General features: G+C 39.0%; 12 protein-coding genes. 6 read left to right on the top strand and 6 right to left on the bottom strand.

Annotated elements, in window-relative coordinates:
* Position 1 precedes the first annotated feature (1 nt).
* Complete coding sequence (locus A6749_RS16645; protein ID WP_066392222.1) at positions 2-676, top strand: ABC transporter ATP-binding protein; 675 nt, start codon at positions 2-4, stop codon at positions 674-676.
* A gap of 480 nt (positions 677-1,156) precedes the next feature.
* Here A6749_RS16645 and A6749_RS16640 read toward each other — a convergent pair whose 3' ends face one another.
* A complete protein-coding gene (locus tag A6749_RS16640) occupies positions 1,157-1,891 on the bottom strand; it encodes a sulfite exporter TauE/SafE family protein (protein WP_066392213.1) in 735 nt (244 codons plus the stop codon).
* Between the two features lie 571 nt (positions 1,892-2,462).
* Positions 2,463-3,710 (bottom strand): TerD family protein, encoded by a 1,248-nt coding sequence (locus A6749_RS16635; protein WP_066392201.1) that lies wholly within the window; start codon positions 3,708-3,710, stop codon positions 2,463-2,465.
* 345 nt (positions 3,711-4,055) lie between these two features.
* Between A6749_RS16635 and A6749_RS16630 the strand changes: the two genes are divergently transcribed.
* Positions 4,056-7,397: a fibronectin type III domain-containing protein gene (locus A6749_RS16630; protein ID WP_066392192.1), complete on the top strand. Its 3,342-nt coding sequence runs from the start codon at positions 4,056-4,058 to the stop codon at positions 7,395-7,397.
* Positions 7,398-7,629: 232 nt separating this feature from the next.
* On the opposite strand, the gene A6749_RS16625 is transcribed toward A6749_RS16630, so the two are convergent.
* On the bottom strand, positions 7,630-7,986 hold the full coding sequence (locus A6749_RS16625) for a nucleotide excision repair endonuclease (RefSeq protein WP_066392190.1): 357 nt from the start codon (positions 7,984-7,986) through the stop codon (positions 7,630-7,632).
* A gap of 369 nt (positions 7,987-8,355) precedes the next feature.
* Between A6749_RS16625 and A6749_RS16620 the strand changes: the two genes are divergently transcribed.
* Both A6749_RS16620 and A6749_RS16615 read left to right on the top strand, forming a co-directional pair.
* Positions 8,356-10,071, top strand: coding sequence for a tetratricopeptide repeat protein (locus A6749_RS16620; RefSeq protein ID WP_084797876.1), 1,716 nt, complete (start codon positions 8,356-8,358; stop codon positions 10,069-10,071).
* A gap of 782 nt (positions 10,072-10,853) precedes the next feature.
* Positions 10,854-11,717, top strand: coding sequence for an AraC family transcriptional regulator (locus A6749_RS16615; protein WP_066392186.1), 864 nt, complete (start codon positions 10,854-10,856; stop codon positions 11,715-11,717).
* A 174-nt stretch (positions 11,718-11,891) separates the two neighbouring features.
* Here A6749_RS16615 and A6749_RS16610 read toward each other — a convergent pair whose 3' ends face one another.
* The 3 genes from A6749_RS16610 to A6749_RS28970 form a co-directional block, all read right to left on the bottom strand.
* Positions 11,892-12,344, bottom strand: a complete 453-nt coding sequence (locus A6749_RS16610; RefSeq protein ID WP_066392177.1) for a GNAT family N-acetyltransferase — start codon at positions 12,342-12,344, stop codon at positions 11,892-11,894.
* A 191-nt stretch (positions 12,345-12,535) separates the two neighbouring features.
* Positions 12,536-13,714: a styrene monooxygenase/indole monooxygenase family protein gene (locus A6749_RS16605; protein ID WP_066392164.1), complete on the bottom strand. Its 1,179-nt coding sequence runs from the start codon at positions 13,712-13,714 to the stop codon at positions 12,536-12,538.
* Between the two features lie 760 nt (positions 13,715-14,474).
* Positions 14,475-14,615, bottom strand: coding sequence for a hypothetical protein (locus A6749_RS28970; RefSeq protein ID WP_236719688.1), 141 nt, complete (start codon positions 14,613-14,615; stop codon positions 14,475-14,477).
* A gap of 213 nt (positions 14,616-14,828) precedes the next feature.
* Here A6749_RS28970 and A6749_RS16595 point away from each other — a divergent pair, with 213 nt between their 5' ends.
* The gene (locus A6749_RS16595; RefSeq protein ID WP_066392159.1) at positions 14,829-15,869 is read left to right on the top strand and encodes an ArsR/SmtB family transcription factor; all 1,041 of its coding nucleotides are present in this window, start codon (positions 14,829-14,831) and stop codon (positions 15,867-15,869) included.
* Entirely contained in the window at positions 15,866-17,092 is a 1,227-nt protein-coding gene (locus tag A6749_RS16590; RefSeq protein WP_066392146.1) for an MFS transporter, read from the top strand. The genes A6749_RS16595 and A6749_RS16590 overlap by 4 nt, the downstream gene beginning before the upstream one ends.
* Positions 17,093-17,259: the final 167 nt, after the last annotated feature.

The raw sequence follows: 17,259 nt of genomic DNA, 5'->3' as shown, positions 1-17,259 counted from the left end.
GATGACAACCTTTACAATTAATGAAGTTAAAAAATCGTTTACAAATGGTGAGGTAGAAGAGCAAGTATTAAAAGGAATTAATCTTTCACTTAAAGAAGGTGAAATTACTGCCTTAGTCGGTGCTTCTGGTTCAGGTAAAAGTACAATCCTAACCATTGCAGCAGGACTTCAACGGGCATCTGACGGACAAGTCCTTCTTGACGGGGAAAACATGACTGAAATGAATCAAGAGGAAATTCGAAAAATTCGAGCAAGACAGTTTGGATTTGTCTTCCAATTCTCTCATCTAGTTCCTTTTCTCACCGTAGAAGAGCAGTTACTGCTGATGTTAGACGTAGCAGAGACAAAAATGAAAAAACGTGAACAAAAAGAGGAAGTGAAAAAGATTCTGCAATTGGTCGAAATGGACCATCGAAAAGATGCTTACCCCGCTTCTCTTTCCGGAGGGGAAAAGCAGCGGATAGCTATTGCCCGTGCTATTATTCACAAACCTAAAATGCTATTCGCAGATGAGCCTACAGCAAGCTTAGATTCAAAAAGATCAAAAGATGTCATGAAGCTAATCAGAGATTTGACCAAGACGTTAAACATTACAACTTTAATGGTAACCCATGATGAAGAAATGCTTTCCTATGCCGATCATATTATTACAATGAAAGATGGATTAATATTGTAAAAGAGCTTAATAAAAAGCTCTTTTTTTCATTTGGATATGAAAATCCTGATAAACAAAAAAACTAAATTCATCGCAAGAGCAAAAACAACCATCCAATTTGGATTAAAAAAAGTGAAATTACTTTTTTTATGGAGAATGACTTTAATCTCTAAATTACCCTTATCAATAAACAAACCACATTTATTTATGGTAAGGTTCACCTTATTTTAAGTAAATGAGATACCTTCGATATTGGTGTCTAACACCGCACTTAGTATCAGGCATGTTATTAATGAAATGATATATTAACTATATTGTTACAGTTCAAATAAAAATGCTTAATATTAAAATAATATGATAGAACACGTACTATTTATCATGGAGCTAATAGCAGTCTTTTGATTTTGATTTTCATAAATAATCCCCTAAAATTGGTGCCTGTCCCCCACTACGTTAATTCTTTAATACACTGGAGAACATGCACCCTAAGAACGACTTAGATTAAAGAACATTTTCAGCAAATATTTGAACAATGAGTGCGGCAGTGACAATTCTTAATATTGGTTTTATATATTGCGGTTTTAAGTTTTGGGCAATCCTTACTCCAATTTGTGCCCCTGTGAGAGACCCCAGTAGCAGCGACAATGCAATCGGCCAGATAATTTTACCTGTAGCGATGTAGGTAACGGCTGCCCCAAAGCAGCTTGAAAAAGTAGCAAGCCGTACTAAAGCAACAGCCCGAATGTAAGCGAGATTTAAATAGCCAAATAAATAAAGCAGCAATGTCCCTTGGCCAGGACCAAATAGACCGTCATAAATCCCAATACTATAAAGTCCTGTCGCACTAATTTTATTGAACTTCAAAGGCTCCATCCCGGAAAAATCCCCTTTTCCAATAAAGGAAACGCAAAATGCAAAGATGAGCAGGACGATGGCGATGATATACATACTTTCCCCTGAAATCCGCGATGCAATAAAGCCCCCGCTAATGCCTCCACAAATACTGACAGGGATAATCCAAAATGATTCCTTTAAGGAGATTTCCTTCTTTTTAAGCAGATAGAAAAAGCTTGAGAATGAGCTAACCGTATTTGATACTTTATTGGCTCCGATTGCCGAGTGGACAGGTATCCCCATAATCAGCATGATGGGAAGGTTGATTAATCCCCCGCCGCCAGCCAGCGTCCCCAATGTTGTGGCACAAATTCCAACGATAAAAAGAATTATATATTCCATTAATATTTCCACCCCTTTCCATCTACATCAAGTGTAATCTTATTTCGGCAATAAATATATTTGTTAATAATTATAGTTTTCAATAAGAATTTCTTATAAGGTTCAAAGAAAAGATACTTTTTCCATGAGACAAAGGGCCCCCTTTTGGCAATGAAAGACTCAAAATACACCCATATTTCTCCATGAATGTATTTTTAGGAGAGGCTGGTGCTTAACTAAAGGAGAAAAAAGCATGATGGAAAGTATTCTATTCCCGAAACGCTCAAGAACATCATTGATTTATAAAATCAGTAAGACAAAGGTGGATTGTTATAGTATGTAGATTTGCTAGGGTATTATTTTTCTTACGAGGGTCTTGATAACGAGGATATCAAGTAGTAGCCGAAAGAGCAATTTACATAAAATGGATAAGCGAGGGATTGTGGAAAATCCCTCCCCACAAAGGAGATAGAGAAATGAAGAAAGACATATTGGAATACATCAAGACGGAAAAAGAAGCTAGACATGACAAATAAAGATTAAAGGTTTATCTGTCTAGCTATTTTGTTTTCAAATTTTAAATAATTCTTGGCTACTTATAATCATTTATTGGTCCTTTATCCATTATAACTTCTACCATATTTGAAGACCCCATCCTAAGTATAGGTCTGTGCTCCGAGTTCGGTGTACTATAAAGCTCCAATGGGCTTATAATAACTCCGTCTGGCGTATTATGAAGTATTCCAGGCACACAGGAATAAATTCTATCATTATTATTTGCATGTTTGGCGGATATGGTAACGGAGGTTCCATTATGATTATCTATACTCATTGACACCTTGTATCTATAGAATGAGCCTGTCCCATTAGACTGAGCAGAATAAACTACGGGAACAACTGCGAGAATATCATTATTTAACCTTAATTTAATTACTTCTGTCTTAGTTGATCCGCTATTTCTCCCAACATCACCCTTATGTTCTACTGCTCCGTTGCTAAAACTTCTGAGGGGAGGAATTTCTTCTGCCCCAAACATAGCTACATCTATCTGTCTGCCATTCTTTGTATAGACCAAAGCATATATATCGTAATCTGTCCCAGTCTTCCAAGATACCGTAGCAGTAATTTCTGGTGTTTTTTCAATGATAACTGGCTTTTGGCCCTTTTCGAGACTTATCTTACCCTTTACCTTTTCAAGGCTTATCGGTGACAACGTGTTTTGTCTATTTATATTTTCAGAAACAGTTAGAGTCTTATCAGATTCTTTTGGGGGTAGTTTTTGAATAGTTTTAGGTTCAGAAGGCTTGTTTTGCTCATCAGATTCAACCTCAACTCCATAATTTTTACATAACCCTTCAAGCCCAGAATTAAACCCACTCCAAATTGCTTTTGCTTTTGTCTGACCATTTCTTAGATATAATTCTAATACTACGATTCCATTTTCATTTGTGAAACCAGATGGGGTTAACTGGATAATAGTATTATCGGTACATATCTCAGCCTTTAAATTCTTTACATTTGAAAACCCCGTGCTATTATCCTCCGTAAGAGTTATCGCTATTTTATTAATACCTTCAGGGACTTTGCTCATGTCAAAATTAATTCTATGTACTTTTGTATTACCTACTTTCTCTGACGGTAAAAGGGCAGCAGCGCCAGAAGGGCTCTTTGGTTGATTATAAAAAATAATCCCACTATCTCCTTGTACCTTGTCAGAATCAGTTAAAAGGAAAGCTGTTAAGGAAACATCTATCGAATTAGAAATTTCGTAGCTAACAGTAACGTTACCTTTTGGGGAACTTAAAACTGTATTTGCTCCCATCTGAAGAAATTGATTCATTTAAACCACTCCCCTACTTCTCTATCTATTTATCATCTAACAATTTTTTATAATCACTACTAAATCCTCTTATAGCTTTTTGTATATAGTCTATACCAGAATATGTTAATGAAACTATAATAAAACGTCGATTCTATTTACAGAACTATTTATGTTTAATTATATAGAAATTTATGACGAAAAATTGTTTTAGAAATATCTTTATAGTTTTTGACAAAGAACGCTATCAGACTTTAATCCTGTCATACTTTATTTCTACCAAGTGTCTATTGTAGATGGGATTTAATTGTATTACACTTTACCTGTTATATTCTAATTAATTTTTTAACGAAAAAGGAGAGCTTGATGTATACGAGATTAGGTCAAATTAAATTCGGTTTATCCCCCCTATTATCTATGTTTCTTGTATTTTTTGCCATGATGAGCGCATTACCCCTCATTGTACAAGGAAGCGAGAATCAGAGTTTACCTGCAGGATATACGGGCATTTACTCCGCAGCAGATATGGAAAAAATGAGGGTCAATCCAGACGGGAAGTACCTCTTGATGAAGGATATCGACCTTGCTGGGGAAAGTACAGCTGCCGGAGGATGGAGGCCGATCGGGAATGAACGCATTCCGTTCACTGGGGTATTTGACGGGAATGGACATACGATTACTGGCATGAAAATCCATGTAAAGTCGGAAAATACCATCTATACCGGATTGTTTGGATACACAGTAAAAGCAGAATTGCAAAATGTCCGCATCGTTGAAAGTTCCGTTGAAGCGATAACCACGGGTTCTGAAGCAGATGTGCGGGCTGGTGGCCTGGCGGGGCATGCTGTAAGTACCCGAATCCATCATGTGGTTTACAGCGGAAGCGTAAAGGCGGTGTCCCCGTTTGCCGCTCATGCAGGCGGAATCGTTGGATCAATGGATGGAAAAGGCGGCTATGTGGGGGATTCCCGAAACGTGGCGACAGTTGTTGCAGAAGCCGACTCACCAATAGCCGGAGGAATATCTGCAAGCTTGAACTTGGTTGAAGCCTACCAAAATGTAAACAAAGGCAACGTCACGGCACAGTACAATGGCACTGCAGGCAACCCTCACGGCGAAGCAGCTGGGATTACGGCATCCGCGGAAAATACGTCCATCAGTAAGAATGGGAATTTCGGGAACATTATGTCTTCGGAATATGCAGGCGGGTTAGTGGGATTTGTGACACAAACGTCGGTCCGCTATAGTTTTAATGCAGCTTCTGTCAGCGGAACCAGTTATACAGGAGGGATCGGGGCGTTTGTTGCAAACAACGCTTCTATAGAACAAAGCTACAACACGGGTAGCATTGTGTCAGATCTGGCCGGCGGCTTATTGGGGTACTTTGGCGGGGATACAATTAAACCAGCCTCGCTTTACAGTTCCTTTAACACAGGCGATGTGAATGACGGGAGTTCCGGCGGCGGGCTTGTACACACGACAGGATATCGTACGACGATCGAAGCTTCCTATAATGCAGGAAAAAGCAAGCATGGACTGGTAGCGAATGCACAGTATCCAGTCACCATCCAAAACTGCTACCACAATAACGCCACTTCCGTCGTCGGGGAAGGCAAGTGGAATGGCAATGAAAATGTGAGATACCTTGATGCAGATGCGATGAAGAAAGCTGAAAGCTTCCAGGACTTTTCCTTTGATTACGCCTGGACGATGGGAGGCAATCCATCTTATCCGTATCCAGAACTGCGATCAAACCCTGTAGTGGACAGTGGAGAGATTCAATCAGTCACGATTGGCAATCACCCGAGAACGACCTATGTGCAAGGGGCTCCGTTCGACCCTGCCTATGGCACGCTGAATGTCAAGCACGCAGATGGAACGGAGATATCCGTTCCGATTACAAACGAGATGGTGACAACGTTTGATTCGAGTAAATCGGGGCAACAGGTGGCGATCATCACCTATAATGACTGGAAGGTGGATGTGAGCGTTGACGTAAAAGAGTGGTTCCTGATTACCTTTGTCGATTATGACGGGACGGAACTGAAAACGGAGCGGGCAACGTTCGGCAAAACGGTCACCCCGCCAGCTGTTGCTGAGAGGCAAGGATATCGATTTACAGGATGGTCCGGCGATTATGCGAACCCTGTTGACGATCTAACGATATATGCCCAATATGACAGAATCCATACGGTCGTCTTCAAGGCGGAGGACGGAGCGATCATCGACACCAGGGTTGTGAAGGATGGGGAGAGCATTACCCCGCCGCCGCTGCCGCAGAAAGAAGGGTATGACGCCGAGTGGGCTGATTTTTATAATCCTATACATTCTGACATGGTTGTGATAGCTAGCTATTGGAAAAAGACCTATGAAGTGGTGTTCAAAGACAAAACATGGGGAATCATATCCAAGCAATACGTGCAGCATGGGGAAGCTGCCACACCGCCCACGAATAATATCACGGTACCTGCAGGGTATTATCTTGACGGATGGGATCAAGACATTTCGAATGTTTCATCGAATATGATTGTCTACCCGAAATTCGAGCGTCAAGAATTCACCATTACCTATCAGGACTATGACGGCACTATTCTTGGAACAGAAATTGTAAAGTACGGCTCCCCGGCAATAGCACCTGTGACACTTCCTGTGAGAGAAGGCTATGAGTTCATAGAATGGGATCCGGCCTACTTATTGGAGAGGGTGTACTATCACGGGACACTAACGGCGCAATACCAGCTGAAGACCTATCAGGTCACGTTTTTGCAGGATGGGAAAAAAATCGAGACCCAAACCGTGGAGCACGGAAAATCAGCCACCCCTCCTTCGGTCAACATGACAGGCAAGACAGGCTTTAGGTTTACAGGATGGGATCAAGATACTAGCTCTGTAAAAAGCGACATGACCGTGAACGCGAAATTTGCCCTGAAGCAGTATTCAGTTACCTTCAAGTCTGACTCCGGGAAGACGATTTCTTCCCAAAAGATAGACCATGGGAAATACGCCGTCCTTCCAAAGGCTCCTGTAAAAACAGGGTATTCCTTTATCGGCTGGTTCCAATACTCAACTGACAATTTACCGTTCCAGGTCAAAAATGCGATTACGGAAAATAAAGTGTTATATGCCCGATTTGCCAAAAACACAGCTGTCCCAACATCAGTTAAAGCCACATCCGCAGGATACACGGCGGCCAAAGTGAGCTGGGGGAAAGTAAGCGGGGCACAATATTATCAGGTATACAGAGCTACATCAAAAACAGGCACATACAGCTATGTGGCTACCGCGAGCGGAAGTGCTTCCTCGTATACCAACACGAGGCTGACAACAGGAAGGACGTATTATTATAAAGTCCGAGCTTACCGTAACGTTAATAGCACAAGAGTGTACAGCCCTTATTCCGCAGTTGTTTCAGCCAAACCAGTCCTTGCAGCACCTACGGGCGTAAAAGCTTCGAGAGTAAGTACGACCTCGACAAAGGTATCCTGGGGAAAGGTAACAGAAGCAAGCGGTTATGAAGTCCTTCGGGCCACTTCTTCCAAAGGGTCCTACACAAAAATGGCGACGGTCTCTAGTTCGACCTTAAGCTATACGAACAAACGGTTGACCAAAGGGAAAACCTATTATTACAAAGTAAGAGCCTATAAGACGGTAAGCGGGAAAAAGATATACAGCGGGTATTCCTCTTACGTGTACCGAAAGGCAATCTGAAAATAAATAAGACCGCATCTTATGCGGTCTTATTTATTTTCAGATTACATAATTAAAATAGAACAACAGAGTTTAGGCACCAAATGTTAGAAATAAAAAAGCTCCTCTATTAATTTTGAAAATAGAAGACCTAAATTATTATTTATCTTTTTTACGATAAAATTTACACATTTGATCCGGATCTCTCCGTTATGATTCTAAATGAGGATTATTCATCACCCATTAATCAAGATTACTCGAAAAAAACTTTATCTACATTGTACTTTGCCTTTAATTCATTAATGACATAGGTTTCATAAATTTCTCTATGAACTGGTTCTTCAACAATACAAACCGCAATCTTAGTCACTTCATCCCTGTGCTCTTTCATCGGGGACACATTATCCTCAAAATGTTTCTTAATTCTCTGTCTTAACTTCCTAGCTTTACCTACGAACAATAATTCCTTTTTATCATTGTAAAACATAAATATTCCACCTTTATCTCTTGGGATAAGGTGAAAATCGGTAAATCCATAAATATTACTTAGTTCAGGATGATCCTTTTTGGTAATTGTCACATCAGCTTTTGGAATTGTTATATTGATCACTAAGCTCACTTCCTCTTTAAATGATTGTTATGGTTCATAATGGAGGCTTAACCTCTCAAAGCTTTGGTCCGTTCTTATGGGCTGTAAGGCATATTGAACGCGCTGTTTCGTTGGTAAAACTAAATGGCAAAAACACCGAAATCTTTATTTTATATGTTTTACCAGATCATAAAATTATAGCACTAAAATTCATTAAATAAACAGGATTAATAAAAATACCCGGTTTCTCCTTTGTTCAAGTTTGCAGGAAATATGTAACTGGATTATTTGAAATACCATATCCCTATACTAAAAAGGCAAGAATGAAAAAATATAGGGTGATGAAATGGAAGCTAAAAAAATGCAAGAAACCCGTATACAGCTCTAGAAATGGCACTTGAATGGTACACTAGTCTTATTGAGGACACACCCTTTTACAGGAGAGGCATTGAGTTTATAGAAGAAGAGCGTGCCCATAGAGACGATGATTTTCTTCTCGTCTGTTATATTGGCTGCTTGTATGAGCAAAACGGGTATTTGAACAAAGCGAAAAGCTATCAAGAGCATGCGCTGACCATGAAAGTCGATATTCTTCCTCTCTACAGGCTTGGAGAAATCCATGCTAAATCAGAAGAATATGAGAAGGCCAAAGGCTTTTACCAAAAAGTACTTACGCTTGATCCAGCCCATGGACAGGCAATGTTGGACTTGGCCAGCATCGCAAGCCTTGAAGAAAATAGAATAGTCGAACTTCATTACTTATTGGAAGCATTCGCTCTCGACCCTTACTCTGTCTCCATTGAAGACATCCTTTCTCTGATGGACGCTCCTTCCATGGTTGAGGACTTTTTGCAAAAGGTCAAGAAGCTGGATAGAAAAAAATATGATCTGGCCTTTTTAAATGATTCAATCGCCTATATTTACGGAAAGCTAGGGAATCTAAAAAAGGAAGAGGAGTATTTAACGAAGGCACTGAAGCATTCACCTGAATCGCCTCAGCTTTTGCACCATCAGGTTAAACTCCTTTTAAAGAAAGGTGAACGGAAAAAAGCGAAAAAAGAATGTCTTCAAGCCATACAGAAATACTTCGATTCAAGGGATTGGTTTGAAACACTGATAGAAATCTATTCGAAGACAAAGTCTATTAATCAACTCAGCGCTGATTTGAAAAAATTAGAGCTGAAAAATGAGGAAAAAAGCATCATCTTTATGAATAGTGCAGCAGCCTATGAAAAAGTTGTCGCAGCTTTGCTGGAGGAAAGAGACAGAAACGAACAGAAAGGCTTGTTAAAAAGGATAACAAGTTTGACGAAAATCAGTTTCCACCTAGGTATCGCCATCAACCTCTACGAATCAGCCATGAAGCTTGATCCAGATAATAGTATGGCGGCTGCTTGGTTTTCTGATTTTTACCTGCAGATGTCTATTTCGGAGGATGCCATTAAGGTGTTGGAACAAGCGCTGCAATTACATTGGAATCCTGATCTAGCTTATAAGCTTGCCTCCCTTTACGTGAATGAAAGGGATGATATGAGCGAGAAGAAACAGGCGGAGTATTTATTCAAAGCCCAAAGCTTAATGGAAACGCTTGTCGAGGAACAAAATGAGCCGGAATTTTTAAATTTGCTTGGCTTGATCTTATTTTTACAGGAAAGGCTGGAGGAAGCTAAGGCTGTTTATATAAAATACCTCGACATGGAGCCTGATGCTGACAGGGGGTATTTATACCTTGGTAAAGTGTACGCCGGGTTGGAGGACTATCAAAATGCTGAGATAGTCTTAAGAAAAGCCTTACAGCTTCAACCTGAGGATCCTGAGGTCCTCAACGAACTGGGGATTACCTATCGATTGCAAGAACGCCTTGGCGAAGCACTGGAATGTATTGAATATGCATTGGAGCTGCACCCCGATGATTTATACTTAAAATATAATAGGGCCGCTTTTCTCTCATTACTAGGCAGATTGGAAGAAGCAGCCCGGCAGCTGGAAGAAGTGTTTGATTTGGACGAGGATACAATTTTTCTCGAAATGGCTGAGGATGATCCCGATCTTCTTCCGCTTATAGACGCAGGTCTATTCCCACAAAGGCGGCTACCGGTAAAATAATATGAAATGGTGCCTGTCCCCCCGCTGCGTTAATGCTTTAATACACTGGGGGTCAGGCACCATGTTTATTCAATGGCTGCTATTGGCAACATTTCTATTCAAAAAACTAACATAAGTGTTCCCAATGGTGGCTTTTGGCGACATTTCTATTCAAAAAACCAACATGAGTGTTTCCAATGGCGGCTTTTGGCGACATTTCTATTCGAAAAGTCAACATAAGTGTTTCCAATCGCAGCTATTGGCGACATTTCTATTCGAAAAGTCAACATAAGTGTTTCCAATCGCAGCTATTGGCGACATTTCTATCCAAAAAGTCAACATAAGTGTTTCCAATGGCAGCTATTGGTGACATTTCTATTCAAAAAACCAACATAAGTGTTTCCAATAACAGCTATTGGCGACATTTCTATCCGGATAATCAACTTAAGTGTTTCCAATGACAGCTATTGGTGAAGGAACTTTCATAAGTTCCTCTAATTTTTGGTGGCAGCAAGCACTTATTTTTTTAATAGGTAATTCAATCCCCTATTTAAATGGTACCTGTGCCCGCTACGTTGATACTTCAATACACTGGGGGTCAGGCACCAAACACAAAAATAAAACCAAGGAAAATACCTTGGTCTCTTTTCACTAAAATAATTCCACATTTCCCCATAAATGTTGAAGCGGTGAGGGAATCGCCTATCCTAAATAGGAAGGAATCAAAATCTGTCCGATGAGAGCAGGAATGAACAGGATTCGCCTTCATCTGTCGTTTAAGATTGTATCAAGGAGTGAGAGCTATGGGATGGGTCGAATCATTACAAAAGGCAATTGATTATATGGAAGAACATTTAACTGATTCCTCATTATCGATTGAAAATATCGCAAAACAAGCGAATGTGTCAGAATTTCATTTCCAGCGGATTTTCTCTATCCTAACAGACATCTCAACAGGAGAATATATCCGCCGGAGACGATTGACACTCGCTGCCCAAGAATTATTGAATACGAACAGCAAAGTCATTGATATCGCCCTTAAATATGGCTACGAAACTCCGGAGGCTTTTACTAAGGCATTTCGCCGGCAGCATGGGATGACGCCAAGTCAAGTCCGAACACACAGCGGAATGCTGAGATCTTATAACCGCCTGATGATTCAGGTGAGTCTAAAAGGAGCGGAACCGATGAATTACAAAATCATTGAGAAAGAAAGTTTTCAAGCGGTTGGTGTCAAAAGAGAGTTTTCCTGTGTCAATGGAGAGAATCTGCGAGGGATTCCTAAAATGTGGGAGAACGTCAATGCAGATGGAACTGACAATCAATTAATTAAATTAAATACTGGGGAATTAAAGGCATTGCTCGGTATATGCGTGGATAAACGCTGTCAGCATCCAGGATTAATCGATTATTGGATTGCTGCTGATTCTGCTGGGGACGTGCCGGATGGTTTATCAGCGCTTGAGATCCCAGCCTCGAAATGGGCAGTATTTGAAGTACATGGGGCCATGCCCGATGCTATCCAAAAGGTGTGGAAACAAATCTTCACTGAATGGTTTCCATCCAATCCTTATGAGCATGCCGGCACACCTGAAATGGAAGTGTATTTCAGTGGTGATGCTGGGAGCCCTGATTACTACTCAGAAATTTGGATTCCGATTAAATAACGCTGGGGCAAAGGTATTCTAAAAAGAGGCTGACTCAAATGGTCGTTGAATGATGACTGTTTTGGGTCAGCTTGTTGTTATCGATTTATTTTGGCGGCTATCCCTTCGTATTATTGCGATGAATTAGGTTGTAATTTTCTGCAATGGCCCCGATTGTGGAATAGATGATTTATTTTAATTTAGAATTAACTTCATGCCTTCATGTGTGGAGGTAAAGCCTAATTTTTCATAAAAGCGGAAGGCATCTTTACGCTCTTTATCGGTAGTTAACTGTACAAGACCACAACCTTCGGATTTTGCTATTGTAATTGCTTCCCGAAATAAAGCTTCACCAATCTTTTGCCCTCTGTAATTTTGATCAACACGTACTCCCTCAATTTGAGCCCGTTTCATTCCTAACCTAGCTAATCCGGGGATAATCGTTAATTGCAAACACCCTATTATGATTTCATCTTTAATAACTAATAAGATTTGATTACCACCTTGATTTTCAATTGCTGAGAAGGCATTATAATAAGCCTTTGGTAAAGGGTCTTCATATTTCTCTCGTTTGGATCCCAGTTCATCATCTGCTAGTAAGCGCACAATTTCTTTTAAATCACTTTTCTTCGCCATTCTAAACTTCATTTACATCTATTCCCCTTTCTCTTTTATAGATCTTTCATACAGGATCTACTTAATATGACTGATTCATAATAATTTTTTAGTAAATAGCATCGTTTTGAGAATGTTATTAGACTAATCTTTATTCTCGAAATACGACCTTTAATAGAATAACGGATTAGTTTCTAGCTTCATCGAATAGAAAAGAAAGACTATTATTTTATTGAATGTGAAAAAAACACTTCATACGCTTTTGTCGGTTGGGCAAACCATTCAGCAACTTCGTTTGCAATTGTTTGATCCTGTGCACCCTTAAGCAGCATTTGAACAACATGCTCAGGTAATGGCTGGGTCATGGCATTCGTCCATTCAGTTACTTCCTTGACATACTTTTTCGTTCGATTCCAATAGGACTCCCCTGTTTTAAGATCCCACTTCGAATGTTTATATTCCATCAGGGTTTCATACAATTGTTCAGCACAGTATGAAGAGAGATTACAGCCTTGACCGGTAATAGGATCATTAAGAAATACACTATCACCGCAGCCCACGACCAGCTTATTTTTAACCATGAGATAGGGCTTTCGAATAACAGGTGTTACGGCAGTTTGAAGAAAACCATGTTCATCGCTTAAAGCAAGATTTTGCTCATTCATACGGGAATAAATTTCCGGGAAAAATTGTTGTATCGTACTTTTCATTTTAGTAGTAAACGCTTCTGCATTTTTGATTCCTTTAAATACGTCTAGTTCACTGTACGGTACTGCCATAAGGAACAAGATCGTAACTGGACCGTGTTGGGTCATTGCGGGTATTTCAAACATTTCACCTAACTTGGGAAGAACTGTTACACTTACTCCCAGTGGCGTAGTTGGTTTGATACCTGTAAAATAACCTACGATACATTTTCGCTGAGGAGTTTGAAAAGGTGACAAGTCCTCATCAATAGGGAACGGAAAAAGAGGGCCATTTTTCCCTGTGCAATCAATCACTAAGTCAAACTTATCCAGCAGTAATTCCGCACCCTCTTTATCTATTTTTTCCAAACGGAAGAAAATTCCTTTTTCTTCAAGATCTTTTATAGAATAGGAGTAATATAATCGTTGATCTACCGATAAGGCTGGTTCATCCAGCTTTCCTACAAATAACTTTTGATTTCCAATCGTTAGATGAATACTTTCTATAAGAGGCTGTTCTTGCCATGACAACATTTGAAAGCGTCTTTCACGGGTCCTAGTTGGTCCAAAATGTACCTGGGTAGACGTGATTTGCCCTTTTTTCATTTGCTCTGGTGATTTTCGTTCAATGACGGTGACATCAAATTCGTCATTTAGGGCATAAGCCAGGTGCAGCCCCGCAACACCACTGCCAATGATACAGAGTTTCTTTTTCAACCATTTCATCTCCTTTTTTGGGTTTGCGTATTCATCTGGTTCATTTTTAGGTTACATAGGTTAATAGTTTTCCAATATTTAACTCATATGTAACTGTTTTTTATTTTATTGGAGACAAAATTTTATGTAAATGGTTCTTTAGTTCGTATGAATACTGTCGTTAGCGAGCCTATTAGCATAATTAAATTGTTTTTTACGGGGACCATTGGCGACTTGAAAATACAAAAAACCTATCATTTAACGCACGGCGTATGTCACAAGCAAAACGGTATACCATACTGTACAAGGGAAAATTCGGTATCACTAGAATGACTTTATATCGGAAATGAGCTTTAGTAAGAGAATGGACCAAATACCCTTTACCTCACACAATATCTCCCAATATAAAAAGACGCCACTGATTAAAGAATGGCGCCCTTTACTTGAATAAGTACTTAATTATAGATCGTAATTTTTAATTAAGATTTGATTGTGAATATGGTGTTCCATATGCTCAAGATAATCTTGTATAAGCCACTCTAGTGTCTTATATTGATTATTTCCTATGTTACAAAGGTTGGATAGCTTTTCGTTAGGAATGTTCTTAACAAGATTAACAATTTGCTTATTTAATGTCTGAAAAAGGTTTACTATTTCATCAAGTGGTCTATCTTGATAATTCTGAACCATTACCCATTGGTCTTGATTATACGATTGAATAACATACACGGGTTCTTCATATTGAATTTTTATAAACCTTTCAATATTATTTATCGCAGAGTCACATAGATGTCCCAGGAATCTCTTTTTTAGACCATTTATTTGGTAATGGTCGATTAGAAATTTCTTTTTTAGACATAGAGTTATACTCTTCTGGTAATCTTTTTATCCAATGATTAATTCCCTCAACTACTTTTTGCATATTTCTGCTCCCCCTATACTTCTATATAAAACCAATATTCAGCACCGCATATACATCTAATATTCTTTCATAATTGTTCTATTTCCTTCTTCCTGTTCTTGTTACAGAAACACGCCCTATTATGGAATAACTCAAAACGATTCAAAAATTATTGAATTTCGAATTCGATTAACTTAGAATATATTTAAATATTCTATAAGGGGGGGAAAATGTATGAAGTATTATTTACCTCAACCTGTTGAAACAATCTCTCTTAAAGTTGAATCGTCATTAGTTTGGGAAGTTATTTTAGGTATTGCAGGCTATACACATACAAAACTTCGACATACATTCGATTTAGATGAAAAGTGGATATCTGAGCAAGACTCAATGCCTACATCACTAATAAAGCATTTAAAAGTGATTGAGGAAACCAACTTTTGGTATGCGTTGATCATGCTTCAAAACAAACTATCCTCTTCATCTGTTCAAGATTTTTTGAATCGTCTCTTAGAAATTCCAATTGATTGTTTTTATGAAACACTTTTACCTTACAAGAATCGAAATACTGAGCCAATTAGAAAAGCGACAGCCATTGAACATCATCGAAGTGAATTATTTGAGAAGTATGCTACATATTTTGATACTCATGACTACTTAGCTGAATATGTTCGTGTTCTTGGTCATTATTCGCATCAAGAAATTTACGATCTACTCAACAATACATTGGTTGAGTGGTATAAGTGGGTAAGCCAACAAGAAGAGTGGGAGAAGTGGACCCAGGCACTTGCTTTTGAGCAGAAACAATACAGGTCACTAGATATCACGAATCCTATTGATCAAATCGAACAAATTACTGGTGGAATCAAGTATCATCCTGAACCCTCTGTCTGGACTGTTAAACTAATTCCACATGTATCTTATCGTCCGTGGGTCTTAGAAAAACGTACACCTGATACTAAACTCTTCTTTTATCCTTTGAAGGAAGAATATTTGATGGAACCAGGTGTTCCATCGAATGAATTAATTCGTGGTCACAAGGCATTAGGGGATGAACTTCGATTGAAATTGCTTTACCAGCTTCTTAAGGGACCGTTATCGCTTCAAGAATTGAGCGTTCAGTTTAATACTTCTAAAACAACACTACACCACCAGCTTTCTATATTAAAAGCAGCAAAGTTTATTCGTGTTGATAAGGGGATCTATTCGGTAAATCTAACGCAGATCAATGCTTTTTCTGGACAGCTCACTCAGTACCTTGGAGTTCATATATGAAGAAGTTCTCTAAGTCATTTAAAGCACTTTGGATAGGTAAAATCGTATCAGAATTTGGTGGATCAGCCGGAGGGATCATTAATGGATTGTTGCTGTATGAACTAACAGGATCAAAGGAATGGATGGGTGCACTTTGGCTTATTTATTTTATTCCTTCTTTAATTTTGCAAGGTATAAGTGCTCCCTTCTTAAACCATGTTGTAAAAGAAAAAGTGCTTCGAAACATACAGTTAATTCGTGGGGGAGCCTACATTCTTCCACTAGCTGGTTATTTAATTGGTACAGACGTGGGAACTATTTTCGGATTAGTCGTTCTACAATGCCTTCTAGGATTGATGCAGCCGATTTACGCAAGTCTATCTTTTTCACTTCTACCTGAAATCTGTAAAAGGGAAGAGCTTGTCGAAGCAAATGGTTTATTGGATGGAACCATTCGGCTTATGAGTTTTATCGCGCCCGGAGCTACTTCCTTACTTTTGTTAGTCAGTCCCATGCATTTTATCTATGGTTTTTCTTCTGCTATGTTCATTGTTAGCTATATTGCTCTCTCACGTATTTCACAGTCAAGTAAGGAAAAAGTGGCAACTTGGACAAAGAAGTTTTGGTGGGCAGAAATAAAAGAGGGCTATAAGGTATTTTTCAAGTATCGACATCTTTTACGTCTCACGTTTCTCTCTTCAATCGTACAATTTGCGGTTGGAGCTACGATGGTAATTAATATTCCTTTTATAAGAGGTGATTTAGGGGGGGATTATTGGGAATATGCAATTTTTTCAGGCGCTTTCCCAGTCGGTTATGCCATTGGAACAGCCTTACTTTCGAAGTTGCCTAAAACGTATAAAACAATGTACTTCGGTTTGGTTGGAGGAGGTCTTTCGTTCGTACTCCTGTTTTTTGTTCATGCGGTTCCTATTGCATGGATTTGTGAATTAACTGGAGGATTTCTGTTTCCTCTTTTTAATTCTCAAAGTGCGGCAATTTTCCAACGAGATGCTCCAAGAGATCGATTATCCCAATTAAGTGCAGTTCGATTATTATTTCTTCGTATTACTATGCCTTTAGGTATTTTATTTGCTTCAACTAGCTTATTAGATTTATCCACACGTCAAATATATTTAATTGTTGGAATGGGAATCATTCTTCCAGGATTATTTTACTTATTTACTTCCCTATCTAAAATCCAGAGTAGTTCCACGAAAAATCCAAAACAAAAAACTAGTTAAGTTTGATCTTAGGGTTAAAACTTAGCCACGTGTTAAAAAGGACATCTATTCGTTAAAAGATGTCTTTTTTTACAGATTATCTAATATTTCCTACTCAGTTAAATGGCCTTAAAATGAAAAATGAGCGCAAACCTTGTTCCAGAATCGCGCCCGATTGTTGAACATTA

It is taken from the genome of Neobacillus mesonae, assembly GCF_001636315.1.
GTDB classification, from domain to species: Bacteria; Bacillota; Bacilli; order Bacillales; family Cytobacillaceae; genus Neobacillus; species Neobacillus mesonae.
The sequence above is the reverse complement of the archived record's forward strand: the minus strand, read 5'-3'. Positions and strand labels throughout refer to the sequence as shown.

What these genes read in the sequence shown, in the direction of transcription:
- A6749_RS28970 (WP_236719688.1), bottom strand. Translation starts at nt 14,615, where the DNA reads ATGCAAAAAGTAGTTGAGGGAATTAATCATTGGATAAAAAGATTACCA.
- A6749_RS16645 (WP_066392222.1), top strand. Translation starts at nt 2, where the DNA reads ATGACAACCTTTACAATTAATGAAGTTAAAAAATCGTTTACAAATGGT.
- A6749_RS16640 (WP_066392213.1), bottom strand. Translation starts at nt 1,891, where the DNA reads ATGGAATATATAATTCTTTTTATCGTTGGAATTTGTGCCACAACATTG.
- A6749_RS16620 (WP_084797876.1), top strand. Translation starts at nt 8,356, where the DNA reads ATGGCACTTGAATGGTACACTAGTCTTATTGAGGACACACCCTTTTAC.
- A6749_RS16615 (WP_066392186.1), top strand. Translation starts at nt 10,854, where the DNA reads ATGGGATGGGTCGAATCATTACAAAAGGCAATTGATTATATGGAAGAA.
- A6749_RS16610 (WP_066392177.1), bottom strand. Translation starts at nt 12,344, where the DNA reads ATGAAGTTTAGAATGGCGAAGAAAAGTGATTTAAAAGAAATTGTGCGC.
- A6749_RS16635 (WP_066392201.1), bottom strand. Translation starts at nt 3,710, where the DNA reads ATGAATCAATTTCTTCAGATGGGAGCAAATACAGTTTTAAGTTCCCCA.
- A6749_RS16595 (WP_066392159.1), top strand. Translation starts at nt 14,829, where the DNA reads ATGAAGTATTATTTACCTCAACCTGTTGAAACAATCTCTCTTAAAGTT.
- A6749_RS16630 (WP_066392192.1), top strand. Translation starts at nt 4,056, where the DNA reads ATGTATACGAGATTAGGTCAAATTAAATTCGGTTTATCCCCCCTATTA.
- A6749_RS16590 (WP_066392146.1), top strand. Translation starts at nt 15,866, where the DNA reads ATGAAGAAGTTCTCTAAGTCATTTAAAGCACTTTGGATAGGTAAAATC.